Source organism: Gemella morbillorum, assembly GCF_900476045.1.
GTDB classification, from domain to species: Bacteria; Bacillota; Bacilli; order Staphylococcales; family Gemellaceae; genus Gemella; species Gemella morbillorum.
In genome coordinates, this window is the sequence record NZ_LS483440.1 from 274,099 (window position 1) to 288,993 (window position 14,895).

A 14,895-nucleotide genomic window follows, 5' to 3' on the forward strand; every position below is an offset into this window, starting at 1 on the left:
AATAAAAAGTTCTAAACAATATATTATTCTGTAATATATTGCATTAGAGCTTTTTTTTGTTGTAATAGTACGGATAAAGCGTACTATATTAACTAATTTTTGTTTTTTGTTGCGACTACCTTTATAATATGATAGAATAGAAGGGAGCCTATAGCAATTTTTTTTAGCCTTTTACATTGATAATAGTTATCTTTATCAATTAAATTTTTATTGTTATCAGGGATATAAAGGGTTGCTAAATAGTCTTTTCAAATAATTTATAAGAGGTGAAAACATGAAAAAGAATAATATATTACTCATGATATTTGCTGGAGTTATTATTACATCGATGCCACAGTCTATTTCTAATCATAATATAGCATTTGCTCAAAAAACAAATCTAGAATCTTCAGCTGCAGCTAGCTCGGAAACATTATTGGATAATAATGTTGAAAAAGTAGAAACGGGCGAAGTAGACGTAAAAAATCTTAAAAACGGAAAATACTCTGTACCTGTGAATTTGACGAATTTTTACACAGGGGGACCTTCTATGGCTAATGCCGCAGTTTCAGAAAGTGCAACGTTAACTGTGAAAGATGGAAAGTATACAGTTAGTTTAAATTTTAAACCTATTACATTAAACAATCTTACTGGATATTTGGGTAATCTTAAGTATTATTATGGAGATAAAACAGGAGGAAAGCATCAAAATCCTTTAGATGATATTCGTGATGATGAATTTAAAGAGACGACAATAAAGGAATATTATTCTGCAGATAAAAAGGATGAATTTTTTGAAACATACAAGAAAAAATATCCAGATCGTACAGCTTATCCAAAAACTATTGAGTATCAAGTAGATAAAGGGAAAATTGATAACAATAAGAAATTGACTACATATGGACAAGTTTTTGTACCTGTTATGGAATTTCTTGGCTCAGGGACACAAAACGTTACTCTTACATACGATTTTAATAATCTTAAAACTATACAGTTAGATGAGAAACCTAGTGTACCAAATACTGAAAAAAGTAAATATGTAGAAATAAAGGTTAAGGATGATACAGTAACAACACCTAAAGTACGTAAAAATGTTGATACTATTGGACAATTAGTTACAAAAGATAATGAACAATACTTGTTGTTAAAATATTATAGTAAAGTTGGGGAAGGTCGAAATAATGATGGATTGCAGAATATAAAATATGCTTTCTCTGAAAATGCTAGCCAGGGTGACAGAAAAACGCCTGAAACAAAAGTCTTAGAAACAGTTGTTGCCAAAGGAGAAAATGATACTGTTTATGAAATTTCTGAGGCTAAAATACCTGTAACAGGGAAAAAACAAGTGATTATATTTGGGGATTTTCAGTATCCAGCAAGAATGGTGACACAATACGGGACAATTACTTGGAGTGATAAAGAAAATATTGTTCAAAAAGATACAACTGTTGACGCTCCAAACTTAGTAGCTATTAAACCAGTTTTACGAGGGGTTACCATTAAGAAAGCAGGAGATAAGAAACAACCGCTTGATTTTTCTAAAAATGGAATTTCTTATTCACCATATAATGGTATCAATGGTGATAAATTTAAGTTAGCTGATAATTATTTCTTTAATATAGATGTTGCTTTTGAGAGAAAAAATCTTATTAATACACAAACACGTCATATTAAATATACCCTTGATGGAAGTGAACCGACGTTTTCTTCTAAAGATGCTACAATAAGATTTGCTAATGCAGATCCGTATAAACCAGAATTTTATTATAGTTTAACGATAAATCCATTTTCTGACGAATCAAAAGTGCCCGCGGAAGGTGGGGAACTAACTCTTAAAGTGAAAAGTTTCAATGCGGATGGTAGTATTTCTAGCGAAACTAAAACATATAAGCTTCCTTTTGATAAGATGACTTTAGATAACGTTAATTCTAAGATTACAATATCAGAGAAAGAGTATAATGCAACACTTTCATCTAACAAAAAATTCTTATTAGATGATAATGTTAGTGTAAAAACTTCTAATATTGATGAAGAAAGCTTAAATAAAATATTAGAAAGTCAAATTATGGATTTGGGGCTTTCTAATGCCAAAACATTTAAACTAAATATTACTAAAAAAGATGGTTCTAAGTTTACTCCTATTGACAAAGAAGGATGGAATATTTCAGAAAATCCAATATTTAAGTTAAAATTATCTAATTTTTCAGCCGACAAAAATACACATACATACATTTACGAAAATGGTCGTTTGAGATTAATACCATCTAACACAAGTAATTCTGATTATGAATTTAATGTTAATAGTGATGAAGCGTACTTTATTATAGCGCAAAAAAATACCGAAACACTTACAAAAGAAAAAATAGGCGAACTAAAAAATAAAGTTAGTGAAGTGAAAAAAGTTATTTCAGAAACTTCAGATGTTTCTGTTGCGAAATCGAATTTAGAAGCAGAGTTAGTGAAGATTGAAAAAACACTTAAACGACCAAAACCAAACTTAAATACGATTATTATGCATCTGGAAGTTTTAGATACTAATCTTAAAGCTATAAAATCGAATAAGACAGCTAATCTAAAATATCTACAAGATAATGCCAAATCACTTATCGGTATCGTAAACTCTGATGTTTTACATTCTTTATTGACATCAAAAAAACTTGCGAAGCTTGAAAATTTAAAAAACAAAGTAAATTCTTCTTACAATGATGGTGAACAACTAGCTAAGAATATAAAAGAATTGCAAAATGAACTTAATAACCTTGAATACAAGTATCCTACACAAGATGTAGAATTTTCGGTGAAAAAATTCTATAATCCAGAAGATACATCTATGGCGAATAATGTATTTGTTAATAAAGCAAAACTTATTTATACACCAAATAAAACATACTTAGATATTGATTTAAAAACTATGCTTTTTGGGAAAATACATGCACACTTACTTGATTTAGATGTATTTAAAGGTGAAATTGATAAAGAAAAATTACCTTATCATGTGGTAAATAAATATGATGACATCAGTTCATTAACTGGAGAAATAACAAACTTTAAGAAAAAACTATTGGTGGAGTTGGAAAAAGATGTTAAAAATACTTATAATATCCGAGTTGCCAATGATGGTATGGGAACAGCTAGACCGGAAGCCAAATTAGTTATTTCAACAAAAATAGAACGTCCAGAAGTTCCTAGTGATGAAGAAGATGCGCGTCAACGAGAAAAATTAGAGAAGCTTAACGAGTTGAAAAAAATAGCAAAAACAGAGGTTGCTAATAAACAGGACATTTCTATAGAAGAGAAAGCAAGGTTGATAGATATAATAGAAAAAGCAACTTCTAAAGATGAACTTTCTGCAAAACTGGATAATAAGGATATTACAGCATCACTTGATAATTCAGTTATTAAAGCTAACGAAGTTGTAGTGAAAAATTCAAGTGTAGATATTGTTGATAAAGTAAAAAAACTTGTTGCAAGTAAGGTATCAGCGCAGGCAACAATCATTAATACTTTTGATATTCATCTTGTTGATAAAAATAATAATGGAATTGCAAAAAATGGGGATACACGAGCAGTTACTCTAGATGTTGAGAAAAGTGATGATGAAAAAGTAGAAGTTTACTATGTTAATAACAATGCTCTAGAATTTATACCGAGCGCTTATAAAGATGGGAAATTAACATTCTTTACAAATCACTTTAGTACATTTACTATTGTAAAATCTAAAATTAATAACAACAATAACAACAATAACAACAATAATAATAACAATAATAACAATAATAAACCTAACAACGGTGGAAATAATAATTTTGATAATAACAAAAACAATAATTTAAATCAAAATAATAATATTTCAAAAAATAATTTTGGTATATTGCCTAAAACAGGGCTTACATCAGGGGCTTTAAGTTTAATAGTTGGAGTATTAGTGTTGTTAGGAACACTGTTGATTGCTAGACGTAGAAACTAAAAATCAATAATGTTTATAATATAATAAATAAGAGATACTTTATAAATTACAAGTATCTCTTATTATTTTTCGGTAATAAAAATTTATACTGAAATCTATATTTAACGATAATTATAAATATAAACAGATTAAGCTTTATTTTTAAAAATGAATATTTTATAATAAGGTGTATAGTTAATTATAGAAGGAGAAATTAATATGCGTATAATTTTAGCACGACATGGAGAAACGGATTATAATAAAAACAAAAAGGTACAAGGTCATAGCGATATACCGTTAAATGAAGAAGGAATAAAACAGGGGAAAGAAGCGGGGAAGAAAATAACGGATTACAATATAGATGTAGCCTATAGCAGTACATTGGGGCGTGCTTTTGATACTGCTAGATATATGTTGGATAATTCTAATAACAAGGTAAATAAAGCATTAGACGTCATAAAAGATAAACGTTTAATAGAAAAATCATATGGAGACTATGAGGGAATATCATTTACTGAATATGCAGCAGGATTAGAAAATGGAGAAACACGTGGAATGGAGTTAGATGCTGATGCGGCGGATAGAGTAGAAGAATTTTTCAAAGAAAAATATAGAGAGAACCCTGATAAGACTATATTGGCTGTGTGTCATGGTGGACTAATTCGTTCATTTTTAACAGAAAAAGGAATTAAAAAAGTAGGACGTGGAGTGATTATAAATACTTCAGTTAGTGTTCTTGAATATGATGGGGATAAGTTTGAACTTATAGAATTTAATAAATAATAAAATTTTATAAGATTTTTGTTATTTTGAAAATTATATAAGCATGCTTTTAAAAATCACGTCGCATAAAATTACAATTTTAAAAAGAATCTCTGTTGACAAATATTATTAGATTCTTTATACTATTAAGTAAATTAATATCAAAAAGCATTGAAGAGATAAGTAAGTTATTATTTATTCAAAACAGAGAACTTTCGGCTGGTGTAAGAAAGTAAGAAAAGATATAATTGAAAATGGTCTTAGAGCAATAGTTATCTAATAGATAATTACGTAGGTGCACGATATAGCACAACGATATGAATTAGTATCGAATAAGGTGAATTTATATTCATAAACATGGGTGGTAACACGATAGACTCGTCCCTATTGCAATTAATTGTAATAGGGACGAGTTTTTTATTTTAGAAAAGTTAAGGAGAACGAAAAAATGCCAATATGTATACAAAATGAATTGCCAGTAAAAAATAAATTATTAGAAGAGGGAGTAGTAGTAATAGAGGAAAATAGGGCTAAAAATCAAGATATTAGGCCTTTAAAAATATTGATTTTAAATTTAATGCCTAAAAAAGAAGAAACTGAACGTCAATTACTAAGACTTTTAGGAAATTCTCCGCTTCAAATAACTGTAGAATTCTTACATATGACCAGCCATATTGCGAAAAATACAACTCAATCATACTTGAAAAAGTTTTACAATACTTTTGATGAAGTGAGAGATAAGTATTATGATGGACTTATTATTACAGGTGCACCTATAGAACATTTAGAGTTTGAAGAGGTGAATTATTGGGCTGAGTTGAATGAGGTTTTTGAATGGAGTAAAATGCATGTATTTTCAACAATAAATATTTGTTGGGCGGCACAAGCTAGTTTATATTATCACTTTGGGATAAAAAAAGAGCAGGTTGAAGATAAAGTGTTTGGAGTATTTGAACATGATGTTCTTATTGAAAATCATGTTTTAACACGAGGATTTACGGATACTTTTTTAGCGCCGCATTCTAGACATACAAAAATAGAAGAAGAGAAATTACCTAATATCTCTGAGTTAGATATATTAGCTAAGTCAGAAGATGTTGGAACGTTTCTTTTAGCAACTAAAGATTTAAGAAAAATATTTGTAACAGGCCATATCGAGTATGATGCGGATACACTTCATAATGAATATATACGAGATAAAAGTAGTAACTTGCCTATAGGAATCCCTGCAAATTATTATCCGGGAAATGATGATACAAAAATGCCTAAAAATAGATGGAGAGGGATAGCTTATTTATTTTATCATAACTGGTTAAATCAGGTATATCAACAGACTCCATATAATCTAAGAGAGTTAGGAAAGTAAGGAAAGAAAAAGTCTAAGTTCATTTCATCACATGAAGCATATAATTTATTAGCGAAAGTTTTATATTCATATATTAAAGAATAGCTAAAATATTCCTCTAGTAAATTTTTTTAATTTATGAGATAATATTGTTGTTAGTTAAGAAAAAATCACTCTTAAGGAGGTTTTTATGAAAAAGGCAACGATAGGAAAAATTTCAGTGCTAGCAGTCTTTTTAATCGCCTGTGCTATTGGTTATTACTTCATGTTCGGTGGAGGTAGTGACAAAAAAGTTAAGGAAGAGTATCAAAAATATGTTGATATGATTAATATAAATCATAATTTTGATGCTGGAAGCAAAGGTCTGGATAAGATGACAACAGACACCGCTAATAAATTAATTCCAACTATAAAATCAGATATAAAAGCAGCTAAAGAATTAAAAAATACATCTATTAGCCTAGAAGATAAAAAGGTCGATGATGCGAAAGAAAGTTTGGATAGAGTGGAAAAAATAGACACATCTAAGACATTCGCTGATGCTGAGAAATGGTTGCGTAGTGATATCGATAATTATAAAAAAGCTGAAGATGAAATAAATAATTTAAAACAAGATTCTAACTTTAGTAAAAATGTTAATCAAATTTTAGAAAAATATAAGTTTAACTATAATTCGCTAGAACAAGCGTTAAAAGAACTTGGAAACAAGATTCAAGAAAAAGCTGATGAGAAAGCTAAAAAAGAAAAAGAAGCTGCCGAAAGAGCCGCAGAAGAAGCTAAAAAGAAAAAATCAGATGTTGAGTTAGGCGGACCTAATCCAGATCTATTAAATGATAGCAATTCATTACCAGCTGATGCAAAAGGAATAGGTGGAGCTATTGATGAAGCAGGAATTATTAAGTTGAATAAAGAGATGGTTAATCGTTATCAAGGATATTTATTAAGAAAATATGATGGTAATTCTATAGAATGGGATTCCTCTGGGAAATCATTTAGACTTATAAAAGCAAATGGAAAATCAGTAAAATTCACAGCTCAGGCACAGCTTTATGCAAGAGTAAAAGATAGACTTGTAACAGCTGTTCGTGTGTCAAGCAGTGAAGGTTCAGAATTATTATATAGAACATAAAGAAAACCTCGAGAATTTTTTCTCGAGGTTATTTTTTATACTTCTAATATTTCTATATCAGCTTTTGATTTATAGATTACATCTTTTCTTTCTATTAAAATAGTAACTTTTTTTGATAGTTCTTCATTATCTTTTATTTTGTTAAGAAGTTCATGACTAGGATTCATAGCGACTGGATTTCCAACTCTTCTAAGCATATTGTAATCCCCGTTTGTGTCTCCATACGCAAAGGATTGGTCAAGGTCGATATTATATTTATTAACTAGTTCATTAATCATTTTATTTTTACTGTCTGAATCCCACATTGGAATTACTTCGCCAGTAAATTTATTATTTTTCATTATATATGTGCTACCGATGGCTAAGAAAGCATGATGTTTTTTCCCCATTGCTTCTACAAGGTAGTCGGGACTTCCTGAAATAAAGATAATCAGATATCCTTCTTTTTTATGTTTTTCTATGACACTTCGTGTATATTTGTAAACGCGGTCAGCTTTTAGTTTTATCACTTGTTCAGTGGCAAAGTCGATATATTTTTTATCTAGTCCGGTTATGGCTTCTACATACGCTTTTGACACGTCAAACAGATAGTTGTCGTAGTCTTCAAAGCGCTTATCCCAGTTAATATAAGTATCTTTAACTCCGTTTATCCAGTAACGTTCATCGACTGCTTCATATTTGATTAATTTTTTAAAATGTTCAGTCATTAACGAATCCCTATACAACGTACCATCTATATCGAAGAAAGCAGCTATTTTTTTATCATTCATATTTTCATCTCCTTAATAAAAAGTTTTAAATATATCAAGTGCTAACTTTTTATATTTTCTATTTTATTTCAGTTAATTTAATTATAGTTAAGGGAATGGCAAGGTTAATACCATCCCCCATGTTTATTTTAGAATTTTGATGTATCGACAGAGTCAATATATTTTTTAAGCTCTGGAACGATATTTGAGATTGTGCCACTTTCGAATGGATTTTCTAAGTTTGCTTCTTTTACAAGTTCTGTAAATGGTTTTGTACCACCAAGTCTACATAGGTGTAAGTATTCTTTCCATGCTTTCTCACGATTGTCGTTTGCTTTTTTCCAAAATTGGAAGGCGCAAACTTGTGCAAGTGTATAATCAATGTAGTAAAATGGCATACCAAATAAATGTCCTTGGCGATAGAAGAATAATCCTTCATCAAGTTCTGGAATATCTTCATAGTAACGAGAAGGAAGATATTTTTTCTCTATTTCTAACCATTTCTTACGACGTTCTAATGGAGAAAGCTCTGGATTTTCATAAATTATATGTTGGAATTCGTCTACTGTTACACCGTAAGGTAGGAATTTAAGAGAACCTGTAAGGTGATAGTACTTGAATTTTTCTGTGTCTTCTTTGAAGAATAAGTCCATCCAAGGCCAAGTTAAATATTCCATACTCATAGAATGAATTTCACATGCTTCGAATGTTGGCCAAATGTAATCTGGCATATAGTTGCGACTTTCATAAACTTGGAATGCATGTCCTGCTTCATGAGTTAATACTTCTGCATCATGTGGAGTACCATTGAAGTTTGCAAAAATAAATGGTGCTTTATAATCTGCAAGGAAGGTACAGTAACCACCACCTGCTTTTCCAGGTTTAGTATCAAGGTCTAATAAATTGTTTTCGGTCATAAATGTAAAGAATTCATCAGTTTCTGGTGATAATTCTTTATACATTGTTTTTGCGGCATTAACTAAGTAAGGGCGGTCTCCTTTTGGAGTAGGATTGCCTGATTTGAAGTTAACACCTTCATCATGAAATGATAAACTTTCTAAACCTAAACGCTTAGCTTGGTCTTTTTTGATTTTTTCTACTAACGGAACTATTTCTTCAAAAATTTGCTTTCTATAATTAGCAACATCTTTGGCGTTATAGTCAGTGCGACGTAGGCGTAGGTAAGCTACTTCAACGAAGTTATCAAAACCAAGTTTTTTAGCGATTCGTGTACGAACTTTAATCATGCGATCATAAATACTATCGTATTGTTCTAAGTTGTCTTTGAAAAATTTAGCAACTGCTTTTGCTGCTGCATGGCGAACTTCACGATTAGCATCTTGTGTATATTTAGCCATTGCGCTTAGATTATGTTCACCATTATCGAACGGGATTCTTGCACTTGATGTAAGTTTTGTATATTCTGATGAAAGTTTATTTTCTTCTTTTAAATCATCGATGATTTCATCACTAAATACTTTTAATGTAGTTTCAATAAGATTAAAGTAATGTTCACCAATTTCTTTTTTTAATTCATCTTTAAATTTAGAATTATACATTTCTTTATTGAATTTACTCTGTAGAGATGATAGTTCAGGAGAGAATTCGTCCCAAAATTCTCTTTCTCCCTCATAGAATTTATCAGTTGTATCAATAGTAGCACGAATTTCTACTAATGTCGACATAGTTTCTAGGTGTTCACGAAGTTTATTGTATTCATAAAAAATTTCTAAAGTTTCTTTTGTACTATTAGCTGAGATAAGACGAGCTATAAGATTAGATAATTGAACTTTTACGTCTTCTACATTAGGTCTAGTATATTGGTAATTTTCAAAAGTCATAATCAACCTCCTAAATTAATTTATTAATTATCAATATTATTATGATACCATGAAAGGTGAAAAAACACAAAAATAGCTTTCAGGAGATTTATAAATAATAAGTAATACCATAAAGAATAATGAGTAGTTAATTTTTTTTGTAATATAGTAGGAAAATTTTTATAAAAGGATTAAATACGAGTTATTATTATGTGGGATATGCTATTTTTAATGCAGAAGATTTAGATATTAATAATAATTAGGATAATGAATTTTCAGGGTAGAAAAGTATATAAAGTAAGTTTTATAGTTGGAATTATATTTTTGATTTTGAAGTAGTCGAAAGTAATGTTCCAACTTTTCATTATTAGCAGCAACCTAATAATGAAATCTTTGCCTTTTGACATTCATTGTTATTTATGAAATAATTGTACTATGATATAAAGAAGTATTTAGTATAGTAAAAAGAAATAAAGGAGAAAAATTTTGATTACAACAAAAGATATAATTATAGATCCACATGATACTTTGCGTGCAAGAGCTGAAGAAGTAAAAGCGCCTATTTCAGACGAAGATAAAGCGACTCTGAGAGGTTTATTGGAGTATGTTATTGCTTCTCAAGATGATGAAAAAGCGGAAAAATTAGGGTTGAAACCAGGAATAGGGTTAGCTGCACCTCAAATTAATGTTTCTAAGCGTATGATTGCTGTTCATATTCCAGATGATGAAAATCCAGAAAATACAGTATCTTATGCTTTGTATAACCCGAAAATTATCTCAAATTCTGTAGCTAAATGTTATTTAGCAGGAGGGGAAGGATGTCTATCGGTAGATAAGGAAATACAAGGATATGTACCAAGATATTCTAAAATTAAGGTTGTTGGTTATAATGAAAATGATGAAAAAATAACTTTAACATTAACTGATTTACCATCAATTTGTTTCCAACATGAAATAGACCATTTAAATGGTATAATGTTTTATGATCATATTAACAAAGAAAATCCATTTGACGTACCAGCAGAATACGAAAAACTATAATAAATATTAAAGGACGATATAAAGAAGTTACTTTATATTGTTCTTCTTTTATGTAAAATTTCTTGTGGTAATTGTCTTTTTCAAAAAAGAGTGTTATACTTAAAATATATATAACACAAGGAAGGGGATTTACTCATGAAAAGAATATTAAAGGCAATTTCTATTTTGTTACTTGCGTTTTTAGTAGGATGCTCTGGAACTAAAGAAGAAACAAAAGTCTACACTAAACAACAAAAAGGTGTAACGATGGAATTAACATTTTATTACAAAGGTGATAAAGTGGTAAAACAAACTTCAAAAAATACTATTGTTTATGCTGATTTAGGTCTAACTAAAGAGCAGGTGAAAAAACAATTAGATCCAGTTGCTAAAAAATATCAAGGAATAGAAGGCTTAGAGGATAAGCTAGATTTCCAAGAGACTCAAGTAGTAGAGAATTTAACTATAGATTATACAAAAGCTAAGTTAAGTCAATTAAAAGGAATACCTGGTATAACTATAGAAGCAGAAGATGGCCAAGATGTAAGTATGAAAAAATCAGAAGAACTGCTTAAGCAACAAGGGTTCACTGAGAAAAAATAAAAGTATAGACCTCTCAATATCAGAGAGGTCTATACTTTTATAATATTTCCTTTTGTTTCATATTGTAGTGAAGATAAGCATCAATAAAATCGATAATTTCTCCATCCATTACTTTATCTATGGTAGATACTTCATAGTTAGTTCTATGATCTTTAACCATCGTATATGGGGTAAATACATAAGAACGTATTTGCGAGCCCCAACCAATATCTTTTTGTTCACCACGGATAGATGCAAGCTCGCGTTCTTTTTCTTCTAATTCCAGTTGATGTAATTTTGATTTTAAGTTTTTCATCGCAAAGTCACGGTTTTTTATTTGGCTACGTTCTGCTTGAGATTGAACTACAATACCAGTAGGTAGGTGAGTAATACGGACAGCAGAGTCTGTCGTGTTGATATGCTGGCCTCCAGCGCCTTGTGCACGATAGGTATCTATTTTTAAATCTTCTATATTAATTTCAATATTTGCTTCTTCATCAGAGAATTCTGGAATAACATCGATTGAGGCGAATGATGTATGACGTTTGCCTGATGGATCGAAAGGAGAAATACGTACTACACGGTGAACTCCTTTTTCTCCTTTTAATAAACCATAGGCAAAATCACCTTCTATTTTTAATGTGGCAGACTTAACACCAGTAATATCACCAGATTGATAGTTTAGATAACTGTATGTAAGTCCTTGTTTTGAGAAAAATCGTTCATACATACGAAGCATAATTTCTGCCCAGTCTGTAGCGTCAGTTCCGCCAGCTCCTGCATGAATTTCTAAGATGGCAGTATTGTTATCATATTCTTCAGCGAATAATAGTCTAAAGCTAAAATCTTCTACCTGTTGTTTCAAGTCTCGAACAGTTTCTATAAGTTCTTGATAAATTTCTTCATCATCTTCATCATTTAAAAATTCTATCATTTCTTCGGAGTGATTTAGATAGTCAAGCATTGTGCTAAATTCGTCAAGTTCTTTTTTTATACTTTTTGATTCAGTAACTAATGTACTAGCAGTCTCGCTATCATTCCAAAAATCAGCATCAAGCATCATATTTTCTATTTCAGCTACTCTTTGCTCTTTTTCTTCTATCTTTAATGAAGTTTTGAACTCTGATATTTGTTTATTTACTTCTTCCAATTCTTTTTTAAGTTCTATAAGTTCCAAATTTGTTTACCTCACTGTATTTCGTTTAATATTATACAAGAATTTCTCTGAATATACAAGAAAGCTGAGAATAAAAACCATTTTTACTTATATAATAAAAAACGTTCAAAAAATTAGACTATTAATTCTAACTTTTCAAACGCTAATAAATTGTTATTTTTTCTCTACGCCACCAGCTTTTTTGATATTTTCCTCAACGTAGCATAATTTTCTTTCTTCACCTAAAGAAGAACCTTTAAGATGTAGACGATCTTTATCTTTATCAAAATCTACTTTATCAAAATCTAAATCCCATGTAATTACTACTTTGTCGTCTTTTTTCTCTACATTATACGTAAGACCTTTGATATCTTTATTTTTTTCATCAATTGATTTTTTGATAGATTCAAAAGCAAAATTACTATCCGCACCAAGATCTTTAATATTAGATATAGTTTTTATCTTGTTTACGACATCTCCTTTATAAATAATAGTTGTTTCATTTTCTTGACCATTTCCAAAAGTTGTAGTATATACTTTTGTTTTTTCGCTAGAACATGCTGTAAGCAAGAATAGTGTTGCAAGTAATGGTGTAATTAATTTTAATATTTTTTTCATTTTTTCACCTCAATATAATTTGTATTATTTTTTCTCAGTAGCGCCTTCTTTTTTAAGGTTATTTTCTACATTACTTAACTTTCTTTCATTTTCAAGTGTAGCAGAACCTGATAGATGGATTCTTCCTCTATATGTTTCAAAATCTAGTTTATTGTAGTCAGTTTCAGTAGTAAGAACAATTTTTCCATCTTTAATTTCAGCAGAGCGCGTATATCCATCGAAATTTGGTTTCTTTAAAAAAGATTTTTTGACTGTTTCTAGAGCGCTATCTAGGTTTGAAACATTATTATTTAGAGTTGAAACAGTAATGACTTTATTTACCGTATCGCCCTTATAATAAATAGTAGATACATGTTCTTGATTATTACTTGTTTCTGTATAAACTTTTGTCTTTTCCTTGCTACCACAAGCTGTTAATAATAGTGCAACAGATAAAAGTAAGGCACAGAATTTAAATATTTTTTTCATTATAACACCTCTTATTCTATTGTATTAGTATCCATTATATCACACTAAAATAATAAGTGAAAATAATAAGTGAAAATAATAAGTTAAAACGTTAATTTACTTTTTAACTTTAATTTAATAATATAAATTAAAATTACAAGAACAGTTATTTCAAGTGTTTGTTGCATAAAAAACAAAAGTCAAAAAAAGTCAAAAAAACTTTTCGAAAATCTATTGACTTTTTTTGACTAAAATGATATATTAATAATGTGATTAGCACTTGAGTGTCTTGAGTGCTAAAATCACAAATGAAGATAGGTGATGAAAATGTTAATAGACAGACAAGTACTTATTCTTCAATCTATAGTAGAAAATTTTATAACTACTAATCAACCTGTTGGATCTAAGCAACTAGCTGAGAATATCGATTTTAGTTCGGCGACTATCAGAAACGATATGAGCAAACTTGAGAAAGAAGGGTTGATAAAGAAAACACATATTTCATCAGGGCGTGTTCCGTCGGAAAAAGGTTATCGTTATTATGTAGATTATATAAAGAAAGAATATGAGCTTACTAATAATGATAATGAAAAATTAAAGGAACTTATAAGCGGTGATTATGTTTCAGAGGATAACTATTTAGAAAAAAATGCTATAATTTTATCTGATTTAACTGATTGTACGGCGGTTATACTTGCTCCGACAAAGACAGATAGGCGGATAAATAAAATAGAAGTTATACTCCTTAGTAGTAGAAGTATTCTTGTTATATTGATAACTAATATAGGAGAAGTTTTTCAACAAAACTATAAACTTGATGCAGATTTTACTGAAAATGATATAGCAGAGGTTAATAAACTTCTTCAAAGTTATTTTTATGATGTTGATATGGCAACAGCCCATGTAATTATTCACGGAGAGCTAGAAAAATATTTGAAAACTCGAGTTAATAATTATGACATGATAGTTGTTGCATTAAATAGATTACTTCAACATAAAATTAAGAAGACTGTAGCGTTGGGTGGTAAGTATAATTTATTAAAACAACCTGATATAGATAATGTAGAAAAATTAAAAGAAGTAGTATCGCTCTTAGAAGATGATAAAATAGTCGAATTGCTAGATAGTAGCATAGATGCTAATAGTTCAGATACTTGTATAAAAATAGGAAAGGAACTTGCATTAGATAATTTGGCAGATTTATCGCTGGTATCTAGTAAATATAATACATCAAAAGGTCAAGGTGTTATCGCCGTATTTGGACCGAAGAGAATGGACTATTCAAAAATTATGACACTAATTGGTTGTGTCAGAGATAATTTAAATAATAATTTGAAATAAT

Annotated in this window: 12 protein-coding genes and 1 other annotated feature; of the genes, 7 read left to right on the plus strand and 5 right to left on the minus strand. The window is 29.6% G+C overall.

Annotated features, from left to right (window positions below):
* Nucleotides 1-274: 274 nt before the first annotated feature.
* The 4 genes from DQN46_RS01335 to DQN46_RS01350 all read left to right on the plus strand — a co-directional run bounded on the left by DQN46_RS01335 (nucleotide 275) and on the right by DQN46_RS01350 (nucleotide 7,161).
* On the plus strand, nucleotides 275-3,946 hold the full coding sequence (locus tag DQN46_RS01335; RefSeq protein ID WP_111742729.1) for an NEAT domain-containing protein: 3,672 nt from the start codon (nucleotides 275-277) through the stop codon (nucleotides 3,944-3,946).
* A 198-nt stretch (nucleotides 3,947-4,144) separates the two neighbouring features.
* Entirely contained in the window at nucleotides 4,145-4,708 is a 564-nt protein-coding gene (locus tag DQN46_RS01340; RefSeq protein ID WP_111742730.1) for a histidine phosphatase family protein, read from the plus strand.
* A 141-nt stretch (nucleotides 4,709-4,849) separates the two neighbouring features.
* Nucleotides 4,850-5,076: a binding site (T-box leader), on the plus strand.
* 59 nt (nucleotides 5,077-5,135) lie between these two features.
* Entirely contained in the window at nucleotides 5,136-6,053 is a 918-nt protein-coding gene (locus DQN46_RS01345; RefSeq protein ID WP_111742731.1) for a homoserine O-succinyltransferase, read from the plus strand.
* 169 nt (nucleotides 6,054-6,222) lie between these two features.
* Entirely contained in the window at nucleotides 6,223-7,161 is a 939-nt protein-coding gene (locus tag DQN46_RS01350) for a hypothetical protein (protein WP_111742732.1), read from the plus strand.
* A gap of 35 nt (nucleotides 7,162-7,196) precedes the next feature.
* Here the strand turns inward: DQN46_RS01350 and DQN46_RS01355 are convergent, their stop codons facing one another.
* A complete protein-coding gene (locus DQN46_RS01355; protein ID WP_111742733.1) occupies nucleotides 7,197-7,931 on the minus strand; it encodes an HAD family hydrolase in 735 nt (244 codons plus the stop codon).
* Between the two features lie 128 nt (nucleotides 7,932-8,059).
* The gene (locus DQN46_RS01360; protein WP_111742734.1) at nucleotides 8,060-9,751 is read right to left on the minus strand and encodes a M3 family oligoendopeptidase; all 1,692 of its coding nucleotides are present in this window, start codon (nucleotides 9,749-9,751) and stop codon (nucleotides 8,060-8,062) included.
* 465 nt (nucleotides 9,752-10,216) lie between these two features.
* Between DQN46_RS01360 and def the strand changes: the two genes are divergently transcribed.
* On the plus strand, nucleotides 10,217-10,771 hold the full coding sequence (gene def, locus DQN46_RS01365; protein WP_004633201.1) for a peptide deformylase: 555 nt from the start codon (nucleotides 10,217-10,219) through the stop codon (nucleotides 10,769-10,771).
* Nucleotides 10,772-10,906: 135 nt separating this feature from the next.
* Nucleotides 10,907-11,353 carry a YehR family lipoprotein gene (locus DQN46_RS01370; RefSeq protein ID WP_111742735.1) on the plus strand — a complete coding sequence of 149 codons (447 nt, stop codon included), beginning with the start codon at nucleotides 10,907-10,909 and terminating at the stop codon, nucleotides 11,351-11,353.
* Nucleotides 11,354-11,390: 37 nt separating this feature from the next.
* On the opposite strand, the gene prfB is transcribed toward DQN46_RS01370, so the two are convergent.
* From prfB to DQN46_RS01385, 3 genes are all read right to left on the minus strand, one after another.
* The gene (gene prfB / locus DQN46_RS01375) at nucleotides 11,391-12,509 is read right to left on the minus strand and encodes a peptide chain release factor 2 (protein WP_111742736.1); all 1,119 of its coding nucleotides are present in this window, start codon (nucleotides 12,507-12,509) and stop codon (nucleotides 11,391-11,393) included.
* 153 nt (nucleotides 12,510-12,662) lie between these two features.
* Nucleotides 12,663-13,106 (minus strand): DUF1307 domain-containing protein, encoded by a 444-nt coding sequence (locus DQN46_RS01380; RefSeq protein ID WP_111742737.1) that lies wholly within the window; start codon nucleotides 13,104-13,106, stop codon nucleotides 12,663-12,665.
* Nucleotides 13,107-13,130: 24 nt separating this feature from the next.
* Complete coding sequence (locus tag DQN46_RS01385; protein WP_111742738.1) at nucleotides 13,131-13,574, minus strand: DUF1307 domain-containing protein; 444 nt, start codon at nucleotides 13,572-13,574, stop codon at nucleotides 13,131-13,133.
* A 306-nt stretch (nucleotides 13,575-13,880) separates the two neighbouring features.
* Here DQN46_RS01385 and hrcA point away from each other — a divergent pair, with 306 nt between their 5' ends.
* Nucleotides 13,881-14,894, plus strand: a complete 1,014-nt coding sequence (gene hrcA, locus DQN46_RS01390) for a heat-inducible transcriptional repressor HrcA (protein ID WP_224207426.1) — start codon at nucleotides 13,881-13,883, stop codon at nucleotides 14,892-14,894.
* Nucleotide 14,895: the final 1 nt, after the last annotated feature.

Excerpts from the sequence above, each read along its gene's own strand:
- DQN46_RS01335 (WP_111742729.1), top strand. The coding sequence starts at position 275 with ATGAAAAAGAATAATATATTACTCATGATATTTGCTGGAGTTATTATT.
- DQN46_RS01340 (WP_111742730.1), top strand. The coding sequence starts at position 4,145 with ATGCGTATAATTTTAGCACGACATGGAGAAACGGATTATAATAAAAAC.
- DQN46_RS01345 (WP_111742731.1), top strand. The coding sequence starts at position 5,136 with ATGCCAATATGTATACAAAATGAATTGCCAGTAAAAAATAAATTATTA.
- DQN46_RS01350 (WP_111742732.1), top strand. The coding sequence starts at position 6,223 with ATGAAAAAGGCAACGATAGGAAAAATTTCAGTGCTAGCAGTCTTTTTA.
- DQN46_RS01355 (WP_111742733.1), bottom strand. The coding sequence starts at position 7,931 with ATGAATGATAAAAAAATAGCTGCTTTCTTCGATATAGATGGTACGTTG.
- DQN46_RS01360 (WP_111742734.1), bottom strand. The coding sequence starts at position 9,751 with ATGACTTTTGAAAATTACCAATATACTAGACCTAATGTAGAAGACGTA.
- DQN46_RS01370 (WP_111742735.1), top strand. The coding sequence starts at position 10,907 with ATGAAAAGAATATTAAAGGCAATTTCTATTTTGTTACTTGCGTTTTTA.
- DQN46_RS01380 (WP_111742737.1), bottom strand. The coding sequence starts at position 13,106 with ATGAAAAAAATATTAAAATTAATTACACCATTACTTGCAACACTATTC.
- DQN46_RS01385 (WP_111742738.1), bottom strand. The coding sequence starts at position 13,574 with ATGAAAAAAATATTTAAATTCTGTGCCTTACTTTTATCTGTTGCACTA.
- hrcA (WP_224207426.1), top strand. The coding sequence starts at position 13,881 with ATGTTAATAGACAGACAAGTACTTATTCTTCAATCTATAGTAGAAAAT.